At 67.4% G+C, this 22891-nt stretch carries 22 protein-coding genes; 6 read left to right on the top strand and 16 right to left on the bottom strand.

What is annotated here, in order from left to right:
- Nucleotides 1-63: 63 nt before the first annotated feature.
- The 10 genes from ASG62_RS19685 to ASG62_RS19640 all read right to left on the bottom strand — a co-directional run bounded on the left by ASG62_RS19685 (nucleotide 64) and on the right by ASG62_RS19640 (nucleotide 9794).
- Nucleotides 64-864, bottom strand: coding sequence for a 3-methyl-2-oxobutanoate hydroxymethyltransferase (locus tag ASG62_RS19685; protein ID WP_056696691.1), 801 nt, complete (start codon nucleotides 862-864; stop codon nucleotides 64-66).
- Between the two features lie 28 nt (nucleotides 865-892).
- Nucleotides 893-2140 (bottom strand): NAD(P)/FAD-dependent oxidoreductase, encoded by a 1248-nt coding sequence (locus ASG62_RS19680; RefSeq protein WP_056696693.1) that lies wholly within the window; start codon nucleotides 2138-2140, stop codon nucleotides 893-895.
- 4 nt (nucleotides 2141-2144) lie between these two features.
- Complete coding sequence (locus ASG62_RS19675) at nucleotides 2145-2459, bottom strand: MocE family 2Fe-2S type ferredoxin (protein WP_056696695.1); 315 nt, start codon at nucleotides 2457-2459, stop codon at nucleotides 2145-2147.
- 66 nt (nucleotides 2460-2525) lie between these two features.
- Nucleotides 2526-3632 carry a fatty acid desaturase family protein gene (locus tag ASG62_RS19670; protein WP_056696697.1) on the bottom strand — a complete coding sequence of 369 codons (1107 nt, stop codon included), beginning with the start codon at nucleotides 3630-3632 and terminating at the stop codon, nucleotides 2526-2528.
- 99 nt (nucleotides 3633-3731) lie between these two features.
- Nucleotides 3732-4919, bottom strand: coding sequence for an aldose 1-epimerase family protein (locus ASG62_RS19665; RefSeq protein ID WP_056696699.1), 1188 nt, complete (start codon nucleotides 4917-4919; stop codon nucleotides 3732-3734).
- A gap of 10 nt (nucleotides 4920-4929) precedes the next feature.
- Entirely contained in the window at nucleotides 4930-5718 is a 789-nt protein-coding gene (locus tag ASG62_RS19660; RefSeq protein ID WP_056696701.1) for an ATP-binding cassette domain-containing protein, read from the bottom strand.
- A complete protein-coding gene (locus ASG62_RS19655; RefSeq protein ID WP_056696703.1) occupies nucleotides 5715-6719 on the bottom strand; it encodes an ABC transporter permease in 1005 nt (334 codons plus the stop codon). The genes ASG62_RS19660 and ASG62_RS19655 overlap by 4 nt, the downstream gene beginning before the upstream one ends.
- Before the next feature lie 52 nt (nucleotides 6720-6771).
- On the bottom strand, nucleotides 6772-7707 hold the full coding sequence (locus ASG62_RS19650) for a substrate-binding domain-containing protein (RefSeq protein ID WP_056696705.1): 936 nt from the start codon (nucleotides 7705-7707) through the stop codon (nucleotides 6772-6774).
- Nucleotides 7708-7732: 25 nt separating this feature from the next.
- Nucleotides 7733-8647, bottom strand: a complete 915-nt coding sequence (locus ASG62_RS19645; RefSeq protein WP_056696707.1) for a sugar phosphate isomerase/epimerase family protein — start codon at nucleotides 8645-8647, stop codon at nucleotides 7733-7735.
- 19 nt (nucleotides 8648-8666) lie between these two features.
- Entirely contained in the window at nucleotides 8667-9794 is a 1128-nt protein-coding gene (locus ASG62_RS19640) for a Gfo/Idh/MocA family protein (protein WP_056696831.1), read from the bottom strand.
- Nucleotides 9795-10219: 425 nt separating this feature from the next.
- On the opposite strand from ASG62_RS19640, the gene ASG62_RS19635 reads away from it, so the two are divergent.
- The 4 genes from ASG62_RS19635 to ASG62_RS19620 all read left to right on the top strand — a co-directional run bounded on the left by ASG62_RS19635 (nucleotide 10220) and on the right by ASG62_RS19620 (nucleotide 13434).
- The gene (locus ASG62_RS19635) at nucleotides 10220-11248 is read left to right on the top strand and encodes a LacI family DNA-binding transcriptional regulator (protein ID WP_056696709.1); all 1029 of its coding nucleotides are present in this window, start codon (nucleotides 10220-10222) and stop codon (nucleotides 11246-11248) included.
- Nucleotides 11249-11375: 127 nt separating this feature from the next.
- The gene (locus ASG62_RS19630) at nucleotides 11376-11627 is read left to right on the top strand and encodes a hypothetical protein (protein ID WP_056696711.1); all 252 of its coding nucleotides are present in this window, start codon (nucleotides 11376-11378) and stop codon (nucleotides 11625-11627) included.
- 170 nt (nucleotides 11628-11797) lie between these two features.
- The gene (locus tag ASG62_RS19625; RefSeq protein ID WP_200944739.1) at nucleotides 11798-12859 is read left to right on the top strand and encodes an alpha/beta hydrolase; all 1062 of its coding nucleotides are present in this window, start codon (nucleotides 11798-11800) and stop codon (nucleotides 12857-12859) included.
- 44 nt (nucleotides 12860-12903) lie between these two features.
- The gene (locus ASG62_RS19620; RefSeq protein ID WP_056696714.1) at nucleotides 12904-13434 is read left to right on the top strand and encodes a DUF4142 domain-containing protein; all 531 of its coding nucleotides are present in this window, start codon (nucleotides 12904-12906) and stop codon (nucleotides 13432-13434) included.
- Nucleotides 13435-13677: 243 nt separating this feature from the next.
- Here the strand turns inward: ASG62_RS19620 and ASG62_RS19615 are convergent, their stop codons facing one another.
- The gene (locus ASG62_RS19615; RefSeq protein WP_056696716.1) at nucleotides 13678-13917 is read right to left on the bottom strand and encodes a helix-turn-helix domain-containing protein; all 240 of its coding nucleotides are present in this window, start codon (nucleotides 13915-13917) and stop codon (nucleotides 13678-13680) included.
- Between the two features lie 224 nt (nucleotides 13918-14141).
- Nucleotides 14142-16202 carry an EAL domain-containing protein gene (locus ASG62_RS19610; protein WP_056696718.1) on the bottom strand — a complete coding sequence of 687 codons (2061 nt, stop codon included), beginning with the start codon at nucleotides 16200-16202 and terminating at the stop codon, nucleotides 14142-14144.
- A gap of 279 nt (nucleotides 16203-16481) precedes the next feature.
- Here ASG62_RS19610 and ASG62_RS19605 point away from each other — a divergent pair, with 279 nt between their 5' ends.
- Nucleotides 16482-17144: an SOS response-associated peptidase gene (locus ASG62_RS19605; protein WP_056696720.1), complete on the top strand. Its 663-nt coding sequence runs from the start codon at nucleotides 16482-16484 to the stop codon at nucleotides 17142-17144.
- Nucleotides 17145-17472: 328 nt separating this feature from the next.
- Here ASG62_RS19605 and ASG62_RS19600 read toward each other — a convergent pair whose 3' ends face one another.
- Genes ASG62_RS19600 through hemP form a run of 4 tightly spaced genes read right to left on the bottom strand, consistent with a single transcriptional unit; the run spans nucleotide 17473 to nucleotide 20415 of the window.
- Entirely contained in the window at nucleotides 17473-18258 is a 786-nt protein-coding gene (locus tag ASG62_RS19600; protein WP_056696722.1) for a heme ABC transporter ATP-binding protein, read from the bottom strand.
- Entirely contained in the window at nucleotides 18258-19316 is a 1059-nt protein-coding gene (locus ASG62_RS19595) for a FecCD family ABC transporter permease (RefSeq protein ID WP_244487628.1), read from the bottom strand. The genes ASG62_RS19600 and ASG62_RS19595 overlap by 1 nt, the downstream gene beginning before the upstream one ends.
- A 17-nt stretch (nucleotides 19317-19333) precedes the next feature.
- A complete protein-coding gene (locus ASG62_RS19590; protein ID WP_056696726.1) occupies nucleotides 19334-20230 on the bottom strand; it encodes a heme/hemin ABC transporter substrate-binding protein in 897 nt (298 codons plus the stop codon).
- An 11-nt stretch (nucleotides 20231-20241) separates the two neighbouring features.
- Nucleotides 20242-20415: a hemin uptake protein HemP gene (gene hemP, locus ASG62_RS25915; protein ID WP_244487629.1), complete on the bottom strand. Its 174-nt coding sequence runs from the start codon at nucleotides 20413-20415 to the stop codon at nucleotides 20242-20244.
- 223 nt (nucleotides 20416-20638) lie between these two features.
- Between hemP and ASG62_RS19585 the strand changes: the two genes are divergently transcribed.
- The gene (locus ASG62_RS19585; protein ID WP_056696728.1) at nucleotides 20639-22864 is read left to right on the top strand and encodes a TonB-dependent hemoglobin/transferrin/lactoferrin family receptor; all 2226 of its coding nucleotides are present in this window, start codon (nucleotides 20639-20641) and stop codon (nucleotides 22862-22864) included.
- Nucleotides 22865-22891 lie beyond the last annotated feature (27 nt).

Raw genomic sequence — 22891 nt, 5'->3', positions numbered from 1 at the left:
AAGGCCTGTCCCACGACCTTTTCGCCACAAGTATTGGCTTTCCGCGCTTCGAACGTCCGGCGGTCACAGCCGGTCGATGCGCTCGTTGAAGAGGGCGAGTTCGGCCGGGTCCATGCGGACGACGTGGCGGTCTTCCGGGAAGGACTTCGCGTTGACGTCGGCGACGTATTCGGAGAAGGCGGCGATGCGCTCCTGCTGGAGGCGGTCGTGTTCGGCGGCGAAGTTGCGGTAGACCTTCGAGTGACGGGGAACGCGGCCGCGATTGGCGCCGAGAATGTCTTCGGCGAAGAGATATTGCGCGTCGCAGCCGCCGCCCGACCCCATCGAGATCATGAAGAGCGAGGTCCGCTGCGAGATGGCCTCTGCGACCTCGACGGGCACGACCTCGATCTCCGCGCCGAAGGCCCCGGCGGCTTCGAGGGCGCGGACCTCCTGCATCATGGCGAGCGCGCTGGCCGCCGTCTTGCCGACGGCCTTCCATCCGCCCGTCCAGGTGCGGCGCGAGGGGATGAGCCCGACATGGCCGATGACGGGAATGGCCTCGTCCGCCATGCGCTTGATCGTGGCGGTGCTGGCGCTGCAGTAGACGGCGTCCGCGCTGGCTTTCACCATTCGGAACGCCCAGCGAACGAAGTCGTCGCCCGTGCCGATCTCGTAGAAGTTCTCCCCCGGCATGGAGAAGAGGCTGGGCGCGGCGTCCCGGTAGCTCGGGTGGAGCATCAGGTCCGGCGGGACAGATACGATGTCGATTCCCGCCTGTTCGGCGGCTTCCGCCTCCTCCAGCGTCATGACGCGGAGCATGGTCAGCTCGCGCTCGCCCCTGATGGCCCTGAGATCCGCGACGGTCGGCCTGATGCGCTTCATGAAAAATTCCCTCCCGCAATGGCCGGCTTCAAGCCGCCAGCAGCGCCTTGAGTTTGACGTGAGGTGCCGCGAGGTCCTGCGGGACCGGGCGCGAGCGCCTTGCGATCAGCATCTCGGCGAGGCGGATGTCGCGGGCGACCGCGGTGCCCGGGCCGATGCCGGAGGCCGCGACCAGCCGGCCGTCCTCGGCGAGATGGAAGAGGATGAAGCTGCCCTCGCCGAGATCGCGGCGCACGACATGGCGCCCCTCGTCGCAGAGGCCCGCGATCTGGAGGCCGAGATCGTATTGATCCGACCAGAACCACGGCACGGCATCGTGGCCCTCGTGGCCGCCGAGCATGTTCGCGGCGGCGAGCGCCCCCTGCTCCTGCGCATTGCGCCAGGCCTCCAGCCGCAGGCGGCGGCCGCCGTAGAGATCCAGCGGAAAGGAGCAGCAGTCACCCGCTGCGAAGATGTCGGGATCGCTCGTGCGCAGTTCGGCGTCGACGGCGATGCCGTTCGAGGTGGCGAGGCCGGCCCCTTCGGCAAGTTCGACATTGGGCACGGCGCCGATCCCGACGATGCAGAGGTCGGCCTCCACCGTCCGGCCGCCGGCCAGCGCGATCCGAAGGCCCGTCTCGGTCTCCTCGATGGCCTCGATGGTCATGCCTGTCAGGATGTCGACGCCCCGGTCCCGGTGCTCCCGCTCGATCACCTCCGCGATGTCCGCCGGCACGGCGCGCATCAAGAGGCGCGGCAGGCTTTCGACCACGGTGACCGGACAGCCGAGCCGCCGCGCCGAGGCGGCAAGCTCCAGCCCGATGAAGCCGCCGCCGATCACCGCGACGCGGACGCCGCGCGTCAGATGGGCCCGGATCGCCCGCGCGTCGTCGAAGGTGCGCAGATAGACGCAGGCCGAAAGGCCCTCCGCCATCGGCAGGCGACGGGGCCGCGCGCCGGTGGCGAGAAGAAGCTTGTCGTAGGGAATCAGGCCGCCCGTCGAGAGGCGCACGGCCTTGGCGGAGCGATCGATCGCGACGACCTCGGCACCGGCGATCAGCGACACCCCTTGCTCCTCCAGCATGTCCCGGCTCGCAACGGCCTTCGGCTCGGGGCCGCCGTCGATCGCCATCGCGTCCTTCGACAGCGGCGGTCGTTCATAGGGAAGATGGAGTTCGGCACCGATCAACGTGACGGGCGCCGTCGATCCGCGCTCGCGCAGGCCGATGGCGGCGCGCAGGCCGCATTCGCCGGCACCGACGACGACCATGCCGCGCTCGAAGGGCGGGATCGTCATAAGGTCAGCCGATGTCGATCAGGACACGGCCGGCCTCGACCTTGACCGGATAGGTCTGGAGGTTGACGCAGACCGGCGCACCCTTGGCCTGCCCGGTCTTGTAGTCGAAACGGCCGTTGTGCTTGGGGCACTCGATCACGTCGTCCATGACGAGACCATCGGCGAGATGCACCTTCTCATGCGTGCAGAGGCCGTCCGTCGCAAAGTAGGCGTCGTCGGGGGAGCGGTAGATCGCGAAGGTGCGGCCGGCATGGTCGAAGCGGATCACGTCCTCCTCGTCCACGTCGTCGGCAGCGCAGGCGTCAACCCAGCCGGTCATCGATATCCTCCCATGGGTCGTGTTCGTCCGGCGCCGCGGTCGTGTCTTCGACCATCCTGCGGGGCGTTACTCGGCGGCGGCCAGTTCGAAGTCGTGATACTCGCCGCGATAGGGCCTTGCGGTCGGCGGCAGGTCGCGGCGGAGATAATGGTCCTCGTAGCGCAGCTGCTTCTTCAGGACCGGCCAGAGTTCCTTGTAGGCGTGCCACATGGACGGGTTCGGCACCGGCAGGTCGTGCTTGATCATCTCGTGCAGCCGGGGCAGCGCGTGATAGGGCACCATCGGAAACATGTGGTGCTCCACATGGTAGTTCATGTTCCAATAGATGAAGCGGCTCGCGCGGTTCATGTAGACGGTGCGCGTGTTCAGCCGGTGGTCCGTGACGTTGTCGGCGAGGCCGAGATGCTGCAGGAGCCCGGTCAGGACCATGTGCCAGCTGCCGTAGAGACGGGGCAGGCCGATCAGCATGAGCGGCAGGAACGACCCGGTGGCGAGCGCGAGCGCGATCGTCGCGACATAGATCGCGACGTGCCAGCGCGCGGCCGTTTTCACCTTCGCGACCTCCATCTCCGGCACGTAGGACTTCTCGTCGGCATCGAGGCCGACGGTTGCCTGACGAACGAGCGTCGGCAGGGAATAGCGGAAGTCGAGAAGGCCGGTGAACATCAGCGCGGTCTTCAGAAGATCGGGCGGGCGCATCACGGCGATTTCGGCGTCGCGGCCGACGATGATCGTGTCCGTGTGGTGCCGGGCATGGCTCCAGCGCCACGTCACGGGATTGCGCATGAGCATGAAGGAGGCGATCTGGTAGACGACGTCGTTCATCCAGCGCGTCTTGAAGGCCGTGCCGTGGCCGCATTCGTGCCAGCGTGAATCCGAGGCCGAGCCGTAGAGCACGCCGTAGACGAGGAAGAACGGCACGCACCACCAGGTGCCCCAGAAGGCGATCGCACCCGCCGCGGCCAGCACCATCGTGCCCAGCCAGATCGCGGTGTCGCGGATTGCGGGCTGGTCCGAGCGCTGCATCAGCGCCTTCATCTCCTTGCGGGAGATGTCGGTGTGATACCACTCCGCGGCCGCCAGACCATTTTCCACCGCCTCGCGCGAACTGACGCCGGTCAGGCTGTAGTCACGGCGCGCGCGCGCGGGCTGGAGATTCTCAGCAATGCTCATCCATGCCTCCCGAATGATGCAGAACCAATGCTTGAGCTCCAGCCATAACAGGCGATGCGGCGCACATCAATGAGACATCTCAATTAATGTCTTTTCACATCATTTCACGTCATTCTGTCGCAGCGGGACGAAGTGCCCCGAAGGCGTCGGAAACTCCTCCTCGGGCTGCACGGCGATGGAACGGATGCGCCGTTCGGCCTCGTCGAGGGCCGCGGCCCCGTCGAGAATGCGAAAGGTCGCGTCGTAGGAGCGGCTCTCGCCATGCTCCAGCCAGATCATCTCGCCGCGATCCCGGGCGGCGAGGTCGCCGAGGACATGATGGGTCGAGGGCTCGATTCCGAGCGCGTAATGGCCGGCCTGGACGTTCTGCCACTCATAGGCGCAGGGGAGCTGCGACTTGCGCGTGACGAGTTCGAAGCCGAGCCCGGCGGCCTCGTTGATCACGGCGACGGGCACGCGCCCTTGCGCATCCGCCGCCATCTCGTGCTCCCAGACCTGCTCGCGAAAGCCGAGTTGCGGGGCCGGCATCGTGCGGTAGCCAGCGTTCTGGCGCCGATAGGCCTCGCCCGCATGCGCGGCCCAGACGACGTCCCGGATCGGCGCGACATAGCGCGTGCCCTCGTCGAGCAGCGGATGGCCGAGATTGACGTGGTAGAAGAACATGTGCGGCGTCCGCGAAAAGCCGTGGTTCTCGACACGGTCGCGGATGCGGATCTCGTTGCCGCCGAGATCGGCCTCAATGCGGCGGATCAGGTGCAGGTCTTCGCCGAAGACGGCGGACTGCTGCACGATGCCCTCTGCCCAGAGCACGCATTCGTCGCCTGTCCAGGTCTCGCCATAGCCCGTGAGGCGGGCGGGGATGGTGCTGAGGCGTCCGTGGAGGGAGTGCGAGACGCTCCGCTTGCCCGGATAGTTGTAGGTGTCGGCGGGAACCTCCTCGGGGCCGAGGATGTGATCGAGGCCGCAGGTGACGAGGAGGCCCGAGAAGGAGCGCGCCCAGGCGAGGCCCTTCTCGCCCTCGTCATCGTGCAGGCCGGGATGGCGGAAGCCGGAGGGCGAATGCCAGCCGATCGCCCGACCCATGTGGTCGCAGTCGGCGATGTCGAGGGCGCGATCGACGAGGGCGGTGAAGCGCAGGCCCGAGCCGGTGCGAAACTCCAGCATTCGGATGCCGCGCTCGACGCCGTCTCCGAGGGTCATCAGCCGCACGCCCGCGAACTGCGAGAGCATTCCGGATCGCTCGGCGACCTCGCGCCGCGTCAAGCTCCGTCCGTAAAGTTCTACCATGCGGGGGTCCTCAATGAGCCTTCGCGTCCACCGCCAGATCGGCGACGTCGACCCCCATGATGAGCGCCTCGACCGAGAGAAGATCGGTATCGGCGACGTTCCTCTCCGCCACGACCTCCCCCCGGCGCATCACGACGATCCGGTCCGCGACCTGGAAGACGTGGTGGATGTTGTGGGTGATGAGGAGCACGCTGTGGCCGGCCGCCTTCACCTCGCGCACGAAGCGCAGCACGCCATGCGTCTCCTCGACGCCGAGATTGTTGGTGGGCTCGTCGAGAATGATGAGCTTGGCCGCGAACTGCATGGCGCGGGAGATCGCGATCGACTGCCGCTCGCCGCCGGAAAGCGTGTTCACGAGGACGTCGGCATCGAGCTTCTTGGAGATGCCGACGCGCCGCAGAAGGGCCGCCGCCGCCTGCCGCAGGTCCGCGAAATCGAGCGGGGCGAAGACGCCGAGCCAGGGGAGCTTCACCGGCTCGCGGCCGAGGAAGAGGTTGCGAGCGATCGAAAGATCGGGTGCGAGCGAGGTGTCCTGGTGGATCGTCTCGATGCCGAGCGCCATGGAATCGCGCGCGTTGCGGATCGTCGCCCTCCGGCCGCGCACATGGATCTCGCCGCCGTCGAAAGGGTGAACGCCGGAGATCGCCTTGATGAGGGTCGACTTGCCCGCGCCGTTGTCGCCGAGAAGCGCCACCACCTCCCCCTCGCGCACGATAAGGGAGGCGCTGCGCAGCGCGTGGACATGGCCGAAGCTCTTGCGGACGCGGTCGAGCCGCAGGATTTCGCCCGCGCCCGTCATCGCCGCAGGCTCCCTTTGCGGATCATGGCATGCACGATCAGCATGACGAGGATGATCGCGCCGACGAAGATGTTGAAGGCGAGGCCCGGCACGCCGATCAGCACGATCCCGTTGCGGATGGCGCGCAGCATGAAGGCGCCGATGATCGTGCCGAGGATGGTGCCGCGCCCGCCGGTCAGCGCGGTGCCGCCGACGACGACCATGGCGATGACCTCGAGCTCGTAGCCGGTGCCGGCGACGGGCGAGGCGTTGGAGATGCGGAACGCGCTGATCATGCCGGCAAGGCCGGCCAGAACCGAGGTCAGGACGAAGAGGCCGATCTTGACGCGATCGGCCGGCACGCCGCGCGCGACGGCGGCATTGCGGTTCGAGCCGATGGCGCTGATCCAGTTGCCGAGCTTGGCGTAGTTCAGGACGTAGCCGCAGAGGAGCGTCAGCGCGATGAACCACCAGAGCGAGGTGTAGAGCCGAAACCCGCCGAGCGTGAAGCTGCCGGCGAGGAGGCTGACGAAGACGCCCGGCTCGTTCCAGGCCTTCAGCGGAAAGCCTTGCGTGATGTAGAGCGCGACGCCGCGCACGATCATCAGCATCGAGAGCGTCACCAGGAAGGACGAGATCCCGATCTTGGTGACGATCAACCCGTTGATCAGGCCGATGGCGATGCAGACGAGGAGGCCGATCGCCAGAGCCGTGCCGATGTCGATCCCGCCATTCTGCGCGAGCAGCATGACGATCACCGGCGCGAGCGCGAAGGTCGCGCCGACCGACAGGTCGAACTCGCCCGCGGTCAGAAGCAGCGTCATGCCGAGCGCGATGATGCCGAGCTCGGGCAGGAAGGCCATCATGTTGGAAATGTTGAGAGGCGACAGGAAGGCCGGACGCGCGATCGAAAAACCGATCAGCACGACCACGAGGATGACGAGCGAAGCCAGTTGCGGCGAGGCCGCCAGCCCCCGCCAGTATCGCCCGGCCGGGGGCAAGGGTTCGGTCAAAGCGGACATCGGACGTTCCCGCGCAAGGCCGCCGGCCCGAAGACGGCCGGCGACGGTTCGATCACTTGGAATAGAGCTTCAGGATCGGCTCGACGCTCGTTCGGTCGTAGAGGCTGAAGGTCTGGATGTCGTAGCCGATCGGCTCGCCGGAGGCCGCAAGGTTCAGAAGCGCCACCGGCATGAACCCTTGCGCGGACGGATACTGCCAGGCCGCGGCCTTGAAGTAGCCGTCGCGCACCGCCTCGGCCGTCGCCTGCGAATTACCCCAGCCGACCACCGGCACCGAGCCCGGCGCGATGCCGGCATTGTCGAAGACCTGACGCACGGCGGAGGCGACGGAATCGCCGAGCGCGATGATCGCCGGCGGATTGTTGGCCAGCATGTAGTCGCTCATCTTGGCGATGATGCCGGCCGGGTCCGTGCCGGCATCCACCACGTCGTAGGTGATCCCCAGGGGGTCGAAGACGCTGGCGATGCCGGCGGTTTCCAGCTGCTGGTAGCTGGCGCCCGGCACCTCCACCGGCAGGAAGACCTTGTCGCCCTGCTTCACCAGCTTGTTGTCGACGAGATAGCGGGCCCAGGTCGCGCCGGCCTCGGTCAGATCCGCGCCGACATAGGCCTGCCGTCCGGTCGCCGGATCGTCCGTGTTGAAGAAGACGACGGGAATGCCGGCCTCCTTGGCCGCCTTGACCTCCGAGGTCCAGAGACCCGGCTGCGCGGAAGTCGTGCCGATCCCGTCGGGCTTGGCGGCGATGGCGGAGTTGAAGGCCTCCTTCTGCGCCGCCATGTCGCCGCCCGAGAAGGAGATCTGGCAGTCGACCGCCAGTTGCTCGCAGGCTTTCTGCGCGCCGGCATTCCAGTCGAGCCAGAAGGCGTCCGACGGCCCGCCATGCGACAGGAGATAGAAGGTCTTCCTGGCCTCCTGCGCATGGCCGGGCGCGGCTAGCGCCGCGCAGGCGATCAGCGTGGCGGAGACCAGCTTCAGAACCGTCCTCATCGTCGTCGTCCCTTCGGTTGGAGCTTCAGAGGCCGTTGTCGCGCAGCTTGCCGTCGAGAAACGTCTTGGCGCGGGGCACGTCGTCTTCCGACAGGTGCTCGATGATCATCGGGATGTTCGGATGCTTCTCGGAGAGCCGCTTCAGGTAGAGGTCGTAGTTCAGCGAGCCGAGGCCGGGTGCCGGCAGTTCGATCTCGCCGACCCCGCGAAAGGTGTGGCTCTCCAAAGCGTCGGCATCGCCGATGTCGGCATGCTTTTCGGACTTGTCGTCCCCCGAGCGCTTCACGTCCTTGGCATGGCCGATCTTGATCTTGTCCGAGAGCGTGTCGAAGACCTGGTCGAGGATCTGGTCCATCCGGTCGATATTGTGGGTCTCGAAGTAGTTGGTCGGGTCCATCAGGAGGCCGAGACCGGGATGGTCGACCTGCGCGAACATGCGCACCGTCTCCTCCACGGAGCCGACGACGTTGTTCACATAGGTCTCGAGCAGGAAGACCGCGCCGTGGTCATAGGCGGTCTGGGCGAGGTCCGCGACGACCTTGCGGCACTCCTCGAAGCCCTCTTCCGTCTTGTTCTTCTCGTGGTGCACCCAGTCGGACTCGGTGTTGTAGGTGCCGGTCTCGGAGATCACGTAGGGCGTGCCAAAATGCCGGGCGTTGCGGATGATCTCCTTCAGGTAGCCGACCCGCTTCTCGCGCTCGGCCGGATCGGGATGGATGATGTTCGTGTAGCCGGAGATGCACGAGATCGGCAGGTGGTGGTCGCGGAACGTGTCGCGGACCTGCTTGGCCTTGTCCTTGCTGATCTGGCCGGCCGAGAGGTCGACATCCTTGAAGTGCAGGTCGAGCTGCACCGTGTTGAAGTCCAGCGCACGGATCTTCTGTGCGGTTTCCTTCAGGCCATACGGGAAATAGCCCGTGAAAATGCCGGTCTGCATCATGTCGATGGTCTCCCTGCGATCAACGGTTCGTGGAAATCTCGGACAGCCGGACGGTGCGGCCCTCCGCGATCGAGCGGTAGCCGGCCTCGACGAGGGCCATGGTCCGGACATTGTCGGCCACCGACAGAGCGGGCTCGGCGCCCGTCTCGATCGCATGCTGGAGCTGCTCCATCACGCCGATGAAGGCATGGGGAAACCACATCGTGTCCCAGGTCGGCGTCACCCATCGCCCCGCGGTCGCTTCCGTCGCGGCGAATGTCAGCGTCGAGGCCGCGCCCGTCGGCCAGCCGATCGTGCCCTTGGCGACGCCCTTGGTGCCGTCGATGCGCCAGCCGATGTGCTGGTCGTCCTCGTATCCCTCCTGACGGGGACCGGACCAGACATCCTCCAGCGACACCGCCAGAGCGCCGGAGGCGAAGCGAAGCGTCGAGACGGTGATGCCGTCCTCGTGGTCGAAGGTCGTTCGCGGGTCCCGGCGGGTCTGCGTCGTGATCTCGGTCGGCTCGCCCAGGAGAAAGCGCAGCACGTCGAGATGGTGCACGCTCATGTTGGACAGCGTCAGCCGGTCGTAGTCCTTCAGGAAGGGCTGCCAATGCGGGATGGCGTGCATGTCGATCTGGGCGAACACGATCTCGCCGAGCGCGCCGCTGTCGATGATCTGCCGGGCGACGCGCATCGACTGGTCGTAGCGCATGTTCTGGTTGACGGAGAGGATCTTGCCGGCCGCCTTCGCCTCGTCGCGGAGCGCGATGGCCTCGTCCAGCGACAGAGCCAGCGGCTTCTGCGCGAGGATGCCGCGAATATGCGGCTGCCGGAACGCCTTCCGGATCAGGTCCGGCTGCTGGTCCGGCGGATAGGCGAGATCGACGATCTCGATGCTCTCGTCTTCGAGAAGCGCCTCCGGCGTGTCGTGAACCGTCGGGATGCCCCAGCGATCCGCCACGGCCTGAGCCTTGGCCTTCGTCCGCGAGGCGATGGCTGCGACGGTGAAGCCGGCCTCCTTGTAGGCTGCAAGATGGCATTCGGACATGATCATGCCCGCGCCGATCGCACCGATCCTGTAGCCCCGGCTCCGCACCTCGACATCGGGCGCGAAGGACGTGGCGGTCAGGATCGCAGCCTGCCTGCCGTGTGCGGCAGCGCTCATCGCGCCGCGCCCCGGCGGCGGCTCGCGCCGAACGGCAAGGCCGGCATGCGCATGGCGATCCTGTCGCGGCACGTCGAAGATCGACGCCGCGAGCAGCGGTCATTGTACGACATCACGATGTCCTCCCGCGGAGCAGGCTCCTCAACCCGCTTTCGCGACGGGATATTGACGCGGGCTTTCGAGAGGTGTCAACGTCAAATTACGTCATAATGCCTCAAATAATGTCGGGGGAGCGTGAGGCTCGTCGTCGGATACCGATCGAAGACCCTCGTCCTGCACGATCCAGTCGTCGGTGGAGATCGGCTTGCGGCGCATCATGCCGATGCGCGAAGTCTGCTAAGAACGGGACTCATGTGGGAGCGGGACTCGTGCGCGTTCGAAGCGGCTTGGCTTGGAACGCATGGGAAAGCCGGAGTGAAGCGAGCGTGCGTGCAACCCTGATCGACGTGGCTCGAGAGGCCGGCGTGTCGCCCGCAACGGTGGACCGCGTCCTGAACAACCGTTCGGGGGTCCGAACCCGCACACGCCAGATCGTCCTGGAGACCGCGCAGCGGCTCGGCTATATCGGCGAGGAGGGCGGGACCGGCCCCGCTGTCGCCCATCGGCCCGGCGAGCGAATCGACCTCCACTTCGCCCTGCCCGCCGGCACGAACCCCTTCATGCAAACGCTTCAGGCCGAACTCCTCGGCCAGGGCAAGGCGCGCGACGGGATCGCGGTCCATGTCGAAACGATCGAAGGGTTCGACCCCGATGCCCTCGCGCGGATGCTGCAGGGGCTGCAGGGAAAGACGCAAGGCGTCGGCGTGATCGCGCTGGATCATCCGACCGTTCGCGAGGCCATCCGCTCGCTGTCGTCGAGCGGCGTGAAGGTCGTGACCATCGCCTCGGATATCCTGCATGTGCCGCGCGTCGCCTATGTCGGCATCGACAATCGCGCCGCCGGCCGCCTCGCGGGCTATCTCGTGAAGCGTTTCGTCGGGCCGGGCCGAACGAAGATCGCTCTCTTTGCCGGCTCGCTGTCCTATCGCGGCCATGAAGAGCGCGAGATGGGCTTTCGCCACTTCCTGAACGAGGAGGCGACGGGCCTTCACATCGTCGAGATGCGGGAGATGCTGGACGATCGCGAGAAGGCTTACGAGGAGGCCTCGGCCCTCCTCGACCGCCATCCCGATCTGGCCGCGATCTACAATGTCGGCGCGGGCAATACCGGCATTGCAAAGGCCCTGAAGGAGCACGGATTCCAAAAGGACGTGACCTTCATCGGCCACGACCTCACGGCGGCCGCCCGCGCCTTGCTGCTCGACGGAACGCTCGACGCGATCATCGATCAGAACCCCCGCGTCGAGGCGCGGGAGGCGCTGAACATCCTGACCCACGCCATTTCCGACGTGCCCTATGAAGGCCACCCGCCCCGCTTGCAGGTGATCTTCAAGGAAAACATTCCAGAGCATTAGAATCGACGCATCGAAGATGCCGAGGCATCCGGTCGTTCAAGACGACCGACCCTGAGGATGTCGGCCCCGAGGCTTGCCCGCAAGATTTTGTTTCTATTCTGTTCCGGACGGAAACAGGGTCACAGCCATGCTGTCTGACATCAAGCTCTTCGGTGAGGCGGTTCGCAGGGGGCTCGGGGTCGAGGTTCGGTGCGGCTGCGGCAAGACGGCGACGTTTCGCGCGTCCGACTTTCGCGAGACGATCGGTCCCGGGGAGGCCATCGAGGATCGGACGTGGCGCTGTTCGTGGTGCGGGGAGCGGGCTCGCTCCGTCCGCTATACGGCGCTGGATCGAAACGACCGGGAGGGTCTGGCGCAATGGCGCAAGCCGGGCGGCTGAGTTCGGGTCGCTCGACGATGCCGGACCGGAGCGAGAGCGGACTTGATGGACGTGACGGTCACGGGGCGGTCACGCGCAACTGACCGGCTCCGTAGGCGCCTATCCCGGTTTTCGGGAACGCGGGGATCGAGGGGCGGCTTCTTCGTGGGACCTCCATTCAAGGATCTCCCATGCCATCCCGATATTTCCGCGACAGCCTCGTCGGCTTTTCGCTGCTCGTCTCCATGCCCATGCTCGCCCTTCCCGCTGCCGCGCAGGACGCTCCGAAGCCGACGGCCGAGATGCAGGCGGTTCTCGACAAGTTGAAGGAGCTTCAGGCCAAGCCCGTCTCGACCCTCACCGTGCCCGAGGCCCGGATGCAGGCGAGCGCCGCCGATGCGGCCATGGGCGTCCAGCGCGACAAGAGAATCTCGCCGGCACCCGAATCCAAGGTTGCGACCAAGGACATCGCCATTCCGACCAAGACCGGTAGCGTGCCGGCCCGCCTCTACATTCCCGAGGGCACGGGGCCCCTTCCCGTCATCGTCTATTATCACGGCGGAGGCTGGGTCATCGCCGACATCAACACCTACGATGCGTCCGCCCGCAGCCTCGCGCTCGGCACCGGCGCGATCGTCGTGTCGGTCGACTATCGCCATGCGCCGGAAGCGAAATTTCCCGCGCAGCATCAGGACGCCTACGACGCCTATGTTTGGGTGGTCGAGAACATCGGCTCGCAGAACGGCGACAGCCGGCGGATCGCCGTGGCCGGCGAGAGCGCCGGCGGCAACCTCGCCGCGTCCGTCGCGCTGATGGCGAAGGAGATGAAGGCGACGCAGCCGGTCCACCAGCTTCTCGTCTATCCGATCGCCTCCAACGCCATGGACACGCCGTCGAAGACGGCCTTCACGCAGACCGCGCCGCTCGCGACCCCGGACATCGCCTGGTTCGTCGACCATGTCTTCGCCTCCAAGGACGAGACGGCCGATCCCCGCATCGATCTCGTCGATCGCAAGGACCTGGCCGGCGTCGCGCCGGCGACCGTCATCGCGGCCGAGATCGATCCGCTCCGCTCGGAGACCGAAGAATACGCGGAGAAGCTGAAGGCGGCGGGCGTCGCCGTGAACGAGAAGACCTTCCCGGGCGTGACGCACGAGTTCTTCGGCATGGGCAAGGTCGTGCCGGCGGCCAAGGAGGCCATGGACATGGCGGTCGCCGATCTGAAGCAGGCCTTCGCCAAGGCCGGCCAGTGATCCGCAGCCGCCCCCTTTTCCCATCCTACGAAAGCCGAACCGCGATGAAGACGCTGACCCTGACGCTTGCCCTCCTCCTGTCGACGCCGGCGGCCTTCGCGGCCGATGCCAAGTCGGCCGACGCCGCCGATCCGATCATGACGGTGGCAACGCCGGACTTCGCCAAGACCGTGATGAGCTCCGACCAGTTCGAGATCCGCTCCAGCGAGATGGCGAAGACGAAGGCCGAGGCGGCTGACGTGAAGACGTTCGCGGCCGCCATGATCGAGGATCATACGAAGGCCGAGACGGAGCTGAAGGCCGCCCTCGGCAAGGGCGCGGCTGCCGCCCCCGCTGATCCCGCCCTGGCGCCCAAGCATGCCGCCATGCTGAGCCAACTCGAAGCGGCCGAGGGCGCGGACTTCCAGACGCTCTACATCGACATGCAGGCGCAGGCCCATATGGAGGCCGTGGCCCTCTTCCGGACCTATGCCGGCTCGGGCGACGACGCGGCGGTGGTGGCCTTCGCCAAGACGACGCTGCCGGCGCTCGAGAAGCACATGGCGCATGTCCAGGGTCTGGTGAAGGCGCACTGAGGATCGAGCGGACCGCATCGATCCGCTCCCGTCGATAGGACAAGGCCCGCCTCGGAGAAAACCGGGCGGGCCTTGTCGCATCCGGGTGATCTCGGGACGGTTCGGAACGCCGTCCAGTCGTCGCTCTGATCGAAGGATTGCCCGGCGGCGACGCCCGACCCCGTCATGCGCATATGAACGAGGGGCTTGCCGACGAGCCCAATTCTGGACCCGGACGGGTCGGCTCGCCCTGCGTCAGCCGTTTCAGCCGATGCCGGACTCGTGCAGGCGCACGCCGGCACCGCCGCCGATCTCGGAAACGAACTGCACGCCGGCCGCTTCCAGAGCCCGCCTCAGCGCTTCCACGTTCGCCTCGGCCGGAGCGATCTTGCCGGCCTCGTAGTTTCGGATGGCCGAGACATCGGCGCCGGTGGCTTCCGCGAGATGGAGCTGCGACCAGGCGAGGAGCGAACGGGCGGCGATGCATTCGGCGGGTGTCATCATGCGGGCAGCCTAAGCCGCGGCGAACGGACCGGCAATGCGCTATCGGCCGGCCGTGCGGCGGCGGCGTTGCTCGCGCCGAACCCGCTTCGGCGGAGCGCCTGCATCGGCCTGGATGACATCCTCGAACATAAGGCGGCGCACGTCTCGCGAGATTACGCCCCACCGCTTCTCTTCTCTTCGGAACGCAGCAACGGTCGCCGCGATCGTCGTCGGAGGTTCGCCCCTCAGGCGGCGCGGGTCCGGGCGTCGGAGGGCGCGCCGGCCTTGGCGAGGAAGGTCTTCAGTTCCGAGACGGGCATGGGCCTGGCGATGAGATAGCCCTGCAGGTTCTGGCAGGATTCGCCGAGAAGGATCTCGCGCTGCTCGTCGGTCTCGACGCCCTCGGCCGTGACCTGCAGGCCGAGATCGCGGCTGATGCGCATGACGCCTCGCACGATCGCCATGGACTGGCTGTTGCTCGCGATGTCCTGAACGAAGCTGCGGTCGATCTTGATGCGGGTGAAGGGCAGCGTCTGCAGGAAGCTCAGCGACGAGTAGCCCGTGCCGAAATCGTCGATGGCGACGAGGATGCCCATGGCCCGCAGTTCCATGAGGATGGACAGGGTCTGGGCATGATCGGTGATCATCGCGGTCTCGGTGATCTCCACTTCGAGACGGTGCGGGTCGAGCCCGCTCCGGTCGAGGGCAGCCCGCACGCGCTCCATCAGAAGCGGGTCGCGCATCTGCGTGGCCGAGACGTTGACCGCCAAAGTGAGGTGGGACGGCCAGGAGGCCGCCTCGAGACAGGCCGTCTGGAAGACCCAGTTGCCGATCTCGGCCATGAGGCCCAGTTCCTCCGCCAGCGGAATGAAGTCGCCGGGCGGGATCATGGTGCCGCAGGGTTGCGTCCAGCGGATCAGCGCCTCGAACCCTTCGATGCCGGCGCCGTCGGCCTTGCTGACGGGCTGGTAGAAGAGCCGGAACTCCTCGCCGGAGATCGCCTGTCGCAGCTGCATTTCCATGGTCCGGCGCTTCAGGGCCGACAGCGCCATCTCCTCGTCGTGGAACCGAACGCATCCGCGCCCGTCGTGCTTGGCCTGATAGAGCGCGATGTCGGCGCGATCGACGAGGTCGGAGGGCGTCGCCTCGTCCTCGGGCCTGGAGACGGCGATGCCGATGCTGCATCCCATGCCCAGCGTTCGCCCCTCGAAGTCGAAGGGCGATGCGAGCCTGTCGTGGAGCCGCTTCGCCATGGCGGCGACGTCGCCCGCGCTCGGCGAGCCATCGACGAGAACGATGAACTCGTCGCCGCCCACCCGATAGGCGCGGTCGCCGTCGCGAAGTCCCTTCGACAGCCGGCCGGCGACCTCCTTCAGGACGGCGTCCCCGGCGAGATGGCCGTGCGTGTCGTTCACCGCCTTCAACCGGTCGAGATCGACATAGAGGAGCCAGCACGGGGCCGAGGCGCCGGCGAGGCGGGCGCCGAGGCGCGCCTGCAAAGCGTCCCGGTTCTGCAGGTCGGTCAAGGCGTCGTGCGTCGCCTTTCGCAGCACCGCCTTCTGGCTGCGGCGAAGCTCCGTCACGTCTTCCAGCGACAGAACCGTGCCGCCGTCCTCCGCCCTGCGCAGGATGACGAGAAGGGTCCGGGCGTTCCAGTCGATCTCGTGCGAGACCTCGCGGCACGTCGTCTGGCGAAGGTCCTCCAGAAGATCGAGGGTCGCGGCCTTCGGAGCCTCGCCCGAGGGATCGCGCAGGAGATCGGCGAAGCGCTCCCCTTCGCCCGCGCCCCGATTGATCCCCAGCAGCGCGGCGAAGGCCGGATTGCCGAGGACGATCCGCAGATCGGCGTCGAGCAGGCAGGTCGCGTGCGGATTGAAGGACAGAACGGTGCGCAGATGGTCCGACATGGCGGCGAGGGCCAGCGCCTGCTCGCGCTGCTCGGTGCAGTCGCGCGTCACCTTGGCGAAGCCGACGATCTCGCCGTCGACCTCGACGGCGTCGATGACGACGTTGGCCCAGAAGCGGCTGCCATCCTTTCGGTAGCGCCAGCCCTGGTCCTCGCAGCGACCGTCGCGGCGGGCGGTGTCGAGATTGCTTTCGGGAATCCCGGCGCTCCGGTCGCTCTCGCCGTAGAAGCAGCCGATATGCCGGCCCAGGATCTCCTCGGCCCGATAGCCCTTCGCGAGCTCCGCGCCGGGATTCCAGCTGGTGACGTGGCCATCGAGGCTCAACATATAGATGGCGTAGTCCGTGACGCTTTGAATCAGAAGCCGAGACTGAAGGTCGTCGCTGTGGACAGACGGCATGATGCACCCCGCAAGCAGTGGTCCCATCATGGCGGATGGACGTGTGGATCGGCTTAATAAGTCTTGTCGACGGACAGCATGTCGACCCGCTTTTCCGTTTGTGCTTTTCGTGTCTAGCGGATCGTCAACTTCCATCAGACGAACTTAGCGATAAACTCAGCGACATGACGCAGCGTCATGCCTGACCGGCAAACCGCGCGGGGCACACGGCATCGGGATCGGTGCATCGCGGAGCGCGACGGCTGGACTGTCCGCCCGGTCTCATGCTTCTTCCCCGGCATGTGCGATCTCTACAGCCTGACAAAGGGCAAGGCGGCCATCCGCGAGCTCACCCGCGCCGCCATCGACCGGGCGGGCGACTGGACGCCAATGCCGGGCATCTTTCCCGACGACTCCGCGCCGGTGGTCCGATATATCGACGGCGCCCGCGTCCTGTCCCTGATGCGATGGGGCATGCCGTCGACGACCTTCGCGCTCAAGGGCCGGACGAACGATCCGGGCGTCACCAACATCCGCGACACGAAGAGCCCGCATTGGCGCCAGTGGCTGCCGGCGGAGCATCGCTGCCTCGTGCCCTTCACCTCCTTCACCGAACACGAGGCGACGGGCGACAGGCGACGGGCGCCCGTCTGGTTCGCCGCCGGCGAGGAGCGGCCGATGATGGTCTTCGCCGGCCTCTGGACACGCTGGACCTCGGTTCGCAAGTCCGCGGATGTGGAGGTGACGGTCGATGCGTTCGGCCTCCTGTCGAGCGATGCGAACAAGACCGTCGGCGCCGTCAACCCGAAGACGATGCCGGTCATCCTGACCGACCCGGACGAGATGGACCTCTGGCTTCGCGCGCCCTGGCCGCAGGCAGCCAAGCTGCAGCGGCCCTTCCCGGAGGACGGTCTCCAGATCGTCGCGCGGGGCAAGCGGAGCGACGGCGCGAAAAGGGCCTGACGAGGCGCCTCCCTTCCGCCCTCCGCGCCCTATCTGGATGAGGCGTTCATCGGAACGCTGGAGGAGAAGGCCATGAAGGAAAGCAAGGGCAAGACCAAGAAGCCGGCGGCGCCCAAGGCGAACGCTTCGGCGCCCAGCCAGAAAATGCCGGGCGTGACCCCGCCGAAGCCGAAGAAGTAAGCCGAACCCCGCCGCAGGCCGCGACGATCGCGGGACGGTACGGGGACGCGGCCCCCGGCGGTGGATCGCCGTCGAAAACAGTCTTCCATGGCACGCCAGACCTCGGTCTGGCGTTCGCCTTTCCGTCCCCTGGCGCGGCCGCGGATCGTCAGGCTCGCCGGCGCGGCACGAGATGGAGCGCGCCCAAGGCCGGTTCGATCCTGTCGAAGGCCACGTCGAAGATCTCTTCCATGCGCCCGTCGCGCAGGATCTCATCCGGCGCCCCATCCAGCGCGATGCGGCCCTTCTCGATGACGACGAGGCGATCCGCATAGGCGGCGGCGAGATTGAGATCGTGCACGATCGCGAACGCCAAACCGCCGCCAACCGAAAAGTCGCGCGCGAGCTCCAGAACGTCGAGCTGGTGGCGCATGTCGAGGCTGGCCGTCGGCTCGTCGAGAAGCATCGCCTTCGGCCGCCCCCCTTCGACGGGCGGCCCGATCTGCGCGAGAACCCGGGCGAGATGGCCGCGCTGCTGCTCGCCGCCGGAGAGATCCTGAAAGACGCGGGCCGCAAAGCCGCCGAGATCGACGCGCTCCAGCGCCAGCACGGGCTCGCGGCGCCGCGCATCCGGCGACAGGCCGGGCCGCGCCTCGAGGCCGAGGCGCACGACCTCCAGGACCGTGAAGGGAAAGGCCAGATGCGAGGCCTGGGGCAGAACGGCCCGGCGCGTCGCGAGGCGTTCCGGTCGGATGGCGCCGAGCGGCTCGCCCTCGAAGCGGACCTCGCCCTCGTCGGGTCGAACCTCGCCGGTCAGCACCTTCAGGAGCGTCGACTTGCCCGCGCCGTTCGGCCCGACGAGCACGGTGAAGCATCCGGCCCGAAGCTCCAGCGAGACGGTGTCGAGGATCGTCCGGCCGTTTCGCCGGAGGGATATCCGATCGAGCGCCAGCATCAGAAGGCCGCAAGGCCGCGGCGGCGCAGGAGCAGCCAGAGAAAGAAGGGCGCACCGAGGGCCGCCGTCAGGATGCCGATCGGAAGCTCGGCGGGCGAGGCCACGGTGCGCGCCACCATGTCGGCGAGGAGGAGAAGGATCGCGCCGAGGAGTGCCGAGCCCGGCAGCAGAACCCGATGATCGGCGCCGATGGCGAGGCGCAGCATGTGCGGCACGACGATGCCGACGAAGCCGACGACGCCGGCGACCGCGACGGCCGCTCCCGTCGCCGCGCAGACGAGGAAGATCGCGAGCCGCTTCACCCGCTGGACGCGAATGCCGAGATGGAAGGCCTCGGCCTCGCCGAGGGTGAGCGCGTTGAGGCTTCGGCCGAGGGTCAGGACGGCGAGGAGCGCGGCGAGCATGATGGGTCCGCAGGCGAAGAGCTTCGGCCAGTTCGCGCCGGCAAGACCGCCCAGCGTCCAGAAGGTGATGTCGCGCAACTGCTGGTCGTCGCTGAGATAGACGAGAAGGCCGAGCGCGGCGCTGGCGAAGGCGCCGATGGCGATGCCCGCCAGAAGCAGGGTCGCGACGCTGGTTCGGCCCTGGCGCGTCGCGATGGCGTAGAGAACGCTCGTGGCGGCGAGACCGCCGACGAAGGCCGCGACCGGCAGGGCGAAGCCGCCGAGCGCCGCGGCGAGCGTGCGAAGCACGCCCCCCGCGCCGACGATCATCGACACGGCGCCGAGCGCGGATCCCGAGGAGATGCCGATCAGGCCGGGATCGGCCAGCGGATTGCGGAAGAGGCCCTGCATGACCGCCCCCGACACGCCGAGCGAGGCGCCGACCAGCGCGCCGAGCAGGGCTCTGGGCAGGCGGATCTGCCAGACGATCACGGTCTCCCCCATCGATTCCCGCGAGCCGGGCCCGGCCAGGAGGATCTCGACGACGCGCGCCGGCGACAGGCCGGCCGGCCCGACGCCGAGCGAGACGACTAGGCAAGCGCCGAGCGCCAGAAGAAGAAGGCCGAGCGCGACGGTGCCGCGGCCTGCGCGGTCGCCCTCTCTCTGCCGGGGCAAGATGCCGACCGCGAGGCTCAAGGCGCCTTGACCGGGAGAGCCGACGTCGGCAGTTCGGGATGGAGGCGCGCGGCGAGATCGCGGGCGGCGGCCGGGGTGCGCGGGCCGAAGCCGAGCAGATACAGCATGTCCATCGAGACCAGCGCCTTGTCTCGGCCGGCCGGGGTCGCGGCGATGGCGGGCAGCGCCAGGATGGCGTCCCTGTCGGTCGGAGCGCCCGCGCGCTCGCCCATCAGGATCACGTCCGGCTGAAGCTCGGTCGCGGCCTCCCAGGAGAGCGTCTTGTAGCCGTCGAAGCCGGACAGGACGTTGGTCGCCCCCGCCAGCGTCATGATGCCGTCCGCTGCCGTCCTGCCGCCCGCCGCCATCGGACGCCCGTCGACGAGCGAATAGATGAAGAGGACGCGCGGCCGGCGCTCCAGCTTGGACAGATCGGCCGCGAGCGCAGCGAACTCGGCGTCGATCTTCCCGGCCAGCACCTCGCCTTCGGCCTCGTCGCCGAGCGCCTTGGCGACGGTCCGGACCTTGCCGGCGATGCCGGAGGCATCGAAGCCGGCGGGAACGTGGACGACGGGAATGCCCGCGCCGTCGATGGCCTTGACGGCCTCCGGCGGGCCGGAGCCCGCCTCCATCAGGATGAGGTCGGGCGCCTGGGCGAGGATGCCCTCGGCCGAGAGGGCGCGCATGTAGCCGACATTGGGATGGGATGCGGCGGCCTCCGGCGGGAAGAGGCTGGTGGAATCGACCGCGGCGATCCGCTTCTCCTCGCCCAGCGCATAGAGAATCTCGGTCGTCGCGCCGCCGATGGAGACGATGCGCGAGGGGCCTTCGGCGAGCGCCGGCGCCGCCGCGAGAAGCCCCGCGGAGAGGAGAAGGACGCGCAGCGAGGACGCGGCAGCGGGAAACGGGGTCATCGACGATGCTTTCATTTCGTGAGGATCAGCTTGCCCTGCCGCGTCATCGACAGGCGATACAAGCTTCCCGCATGCCGAATTCCCACTTCGCGATCGCCGACGAACAGGTCTTCGGCAGTGTAGATGCGAAGGGAGGGCATCCCGCCGGGCGGGTTCTCTTCCGGATGTTGGATCTTATTGCTCACGACGTCGCCGCTGTTTGGAATTGCTCAAATCTGGAATGGTTCTCAACTATATTCATTCCCAGACTTATTGTTGACTTTCATGTTCATATTTCGATAGGACCGTCAACATCCAACGGACATCCGGCAGGGGGTCGGACGTCCGTCACGAGGCAAAGCCAGCCATCCCGCGACCTGCGGCGACCACGCCAGCCATGCTGTTTGACGACCGAACAGGGGAACGACCATGGACTGCATGCGACGCCGCACGACGACGGCTCTAGCCACGAGCCTCGCCCTCCTGGCGGCGGCGAGCCAGGGAGCGCTGGCGCAGACCACGGCTTCCGCCACGGGCACGAGCAACGAGGCGATCGTGCTCGACACGGTGACGCTCGACGGCGCGAAGAAGGCCGAGCCGGCGGGGCGCGCCGAGACGGTTCTGACAAAGCGCGTCACCCGCGCCGAACTCGACGCGGCGCAGGTCGACGATTTCGACGACGTCTCGCGGCTCGATCCCGCCATCAACTTCAGCGAGGGCTCGCGCTCCTTCAACATTCGCGGCCTCGACCGCTCGCGCGTTCTGACCACGATCGACGGCGTGCGCGTTCCCTGGCTGGAGGACGGCGCGCGCGGGCTCGTCGGCGGGTCCGCGAGCTTCGACTTCGACACGCTGTCGGGCCTCGACATCGTGAAGGGCGCCAATTCCAGCGTGTTCGGCGGCGGCGCGCTCGGCGGCGTCGTCGCGCTGCGCACGCTCGATCCGGAAGACCTGCTGCCCGGGGACAAGCGCTTCGGCGGGCTCAGCCGCGCAGGCTACGATTCCAAGGACCGGAGCTGGTCGGTCGACCAGGCGCTGGCGGCGCGCTTCGGAGATACGTACAGCCTTGTCCAGGCCGGCTTCCGGCGCGGAAACGAAATCGAGAACCAGGGCGTCATCGGCGGCTTCGGCGCCCCGCGCACGGACAAGGACCCGCTCGACTACGACCGCACGAGCCTGCTCGCCAAGATCAACCAGCATGTCGAGGGCGGTCACGTGTTCGGCCTGACGGCGGAGTCCTTCGACCGCGACGAGGACACGAACGAGTTCACCGCCCTCACCACGACCTACGTGCCGGGCTCGGTCACGCGGGATGAGACGAACAAGCGCCAGCGCCTGTCCTTCGAATACGACTACGCCCCGGAAGAAACGAACGACCGCATCCGGGCAGCCCATGCCGTCGTCTACTGGCAGAACCAGGAGATCGACAACGACTTCAACGCCATCCGGCGCACGCGGCCCATCGGCGACTACCGCCGCCTCACCGAGCGCGGCGAGGAGACCTTCGGCCTTTCCGGCAGCGCGCTCGCGGGCTTCCAGACCGGCGCGATCGACCATGGCGTCAGCTTCGGCGGCGAGGCCTTCATGAGCCAGGCGACGCAGGCCTCGAGCGGGCGCGACAGCTGCCCGCCGCCGCCCTATCCGCCCGCCTTCTTCAACTGCAACTTCCTCCATTCCAACCAGTCGGACATGCCCGATGTCGACGGCACGACGCTCGGCCTCTTCGTCGAGGACGAGATGGCCTTCCTCGAAAACCGCTTCCGCCTGACGCCCGGCGTGCGCTTCGACTGGTACGAGCAGGAGCCACAGGCCACCGAAGGCTACACCCGCAACCCGACCTATCGCGGGCTGCCGGCCTCCTCCAGCGACAGCGCGCTCTCGCCGAAGCTGCGCGCGGAATACGATCTGGCGCCCGAGATCACCGTGTTCGGCCAGTGGGCCCAGGCCTTCCGCGCGCCGACCGCCAACGAGCTCTACCTCACCTATGGCGGCCCCGGCACCTACCTGCGCATCGGCGATCCCGACCTGAAGCCCGAGACGAGCGACGGCTTCGAGGCGGGCGTCAAGTTCGGCACGCCCGAACTGAACGGCTCGGTCAACGCCTTCTACAACACCTACGAGAACTTCATCGACGACGTCGCCGTCACGCCCGCCTCCGTCGGCCTTTCGCCCGGCGTCTATCCGCTCGGCATCACGCAGATCGTCAACCGGGCGAATGTCGAGATCTACGGTTTCGAGGCCACGGCCAACGTCGCCCACCCCTCCGGCTGGCACGGCTTCGCCACGTTCGGCGGCTATGTCGGACGCGACACGGACACCGACGTCCATCTCAACACGATCCCGGCGGTGAAGGCGCGGCTCGGCGTCGGCTATGCGACCGATGTCTACGGCGCCGACGTGATCTTCACGGCGGCGGCGGCCCGCGACGAGGTCGAGAACGACTTCGCGGCGACGCCGAGCTACAATCTCGTGGACCTGACGGCTTGGTGGGCGCCGACCGAGGTCAAGGGGCTGAAGGTGAAGGGCGGCGTCTACAACCTCTTCGACGAGATCTATTACGACGGGCTCGACATTCCCGATTCCACCTCGCTCGCCAAGCCCTACTTCACCGAGCCCGGACGGAGCTTCAAGGCGACGCTGACCTACCAGTTCTGACGGCGCCGGGCGCCGCAACGTTTGAAG

This window comes from Aureimonas sp. Leaf427 (assembly GCF_001425485.1).
In the GTDB taxonomy this organism is placed as follows: Bacteria; Pseudomonadota; Alphaproteobacteria; order Rhizobiales; family Rhizobiaceae; genus Plantimonas.
This window is presented reverse-complemented; position numbering and strand designations above follow the sequence as displayed.

What these genes read in the sequence shown, in the direction of transcription:
- ASG62_RS19685 (WP_056696691.1), bottom strand. Translation starts at nt 864, where the DNA reads ATGAAGCGCATCAGGCCGACCGTCGCGGATCTCAGGGCCATCAGGGGC.
- ASG62_RS19680 (WP_056696693.1), bottom strand. Translation starts at nt 2,140, where the DNA reads ATGACGATCCCGCCCTTCGAGCGCGGCATGGTCGTCGTCGGTGCCGGC.
- ASG62_RS19675 (WP_056696695.1), bottom strand. Translation starts at nt 2,459, where the DNA reads ATGACCGGCTGGGTTGACGCCTGCGCTGCCGACGACGTGGACGAGGAG.
- ASG62_RS19670 (WP_056696697.1), bottom strand. Translation starts at nt 3,632, where the DNA reads ATGAGCATTGCTGAGAATCTCCAGCCCGCGCGCGCGCGCCGTGACTAC.
- ASG62_RS19665 (WP_056696699.1), bottom strand. Translation starts at nt 4,919, where the DNA reads ATGGTAGAACTTTACGGACGGAGCTTGACGCGGCGCGAGGTCGCCGAG.
- ASG62_RS19660 (WP_056696701.1), bottom strand. Translation starts at nt 5,718, where the DNA reads ATGACGGGCGCGGGCGAAATCCTGCGGCTCGACCGCGTCCGCAAGAGC.
- ASG62_RS19655 (WP_056696703.1), bottom strand. Translation starts at nt 6,719, where the DNA reads ATGTCCGCTTTGACCGAACCCTTGCCCCCGGCCGGGCGATACTGGCGG.
- ASG62_RS19650 (WP_056696705.1), bottom strand. Translation starts at nt 7,707, where the DNA reads ATGAGGACGGTTCTGAAGCTGGTCTCCGCCACGCTGATCGCCTGCGCG.
- ASG62_RS19645 (WP_056696707.1), bottom strand. Translation starts at nt 8,647, where the DNA reads ATGATGCAGACCGGCATTTTCACGGGCTATTTCCCGTATGGCCTGAAG.
- ASG62_RS19640 (WP_056696831.1), bottom strand. Translation starts at nt 9,794, where the DNA reads ATGAGCGCTGCCGCACACGGCAGGCAGGCTGCGATCCTGACCGCCACG.
- ASG62_RS19630 (WP_056696711.1), top strand. Translation starts at nt 11,376, where the DNA reads ATGCTGTCTGACATCAAGCTCTTCGGTGAGGCGGTTCGCAGGGGGCTC.
- ASG62_RS19625 (WP_200944739.1), top strand. Translation starts at nt 11,798, where the DNA reads ATGCCATCCCGATATTTCCGCGACAGCCTCGTCGGCTTTTCGCTGCTC.
- ASG62_RS19620 (WP_056696714.1), top strand. Translation starts at nt 12,904, where the DNA reads ATGAAGACGCTGACCCTGACGCTTGCCCTCCTCCTGTCGACGCCGGCG.
- ASG62_RS19615 (WP_056696716.1), bottom strand. Translation starts at nt 13,917, where the DNA reads ATGATGACACCCGCCGAATGCATCGCCGCCCGTTCGCTCCTCGCCTGG.
- ASG62_RS19610 (WP_056696718.1), bottom strand. Translation starts at nt 16,202, where the DNA reads ATGCCGTCTGTCCACAGCGACGACCTTCAGTCTCGGCTTCTGATTCAA.
- ASG62_RS19605 (WP_056696720.1), top strand. Translation starts at nt 16,482, where the DNA reads ATGTGCGATCTCTACAGCCTGACAAAGGGCAAGGCGGCCATCCGCGAG.
- ASG62_RS19600 (WP_056696722.1), bottom strand. Translation starts at nt 18,258, where the DNA reads ATGCTGGCGCTCGATCGGATATCCCTCCGGCGAAACGGCCGGACGATC.
- ASG62_RS19590 (WP_056696726.1), bottom strand. Translation starts at nt 20,230, where the DNA reads ATGACCCCGTTTCCCGCTGCCGCGTCCTCGCTGCGCGTCCTTCTCCTC.
- ASG62_RS19585 (WP_056696728.1), top strand. Translation starts at nt 20,639, where the DNA reads ATGGACTGCATGCGACGCCGCACGACGACGGCTCTAGCCACGAGCCTC.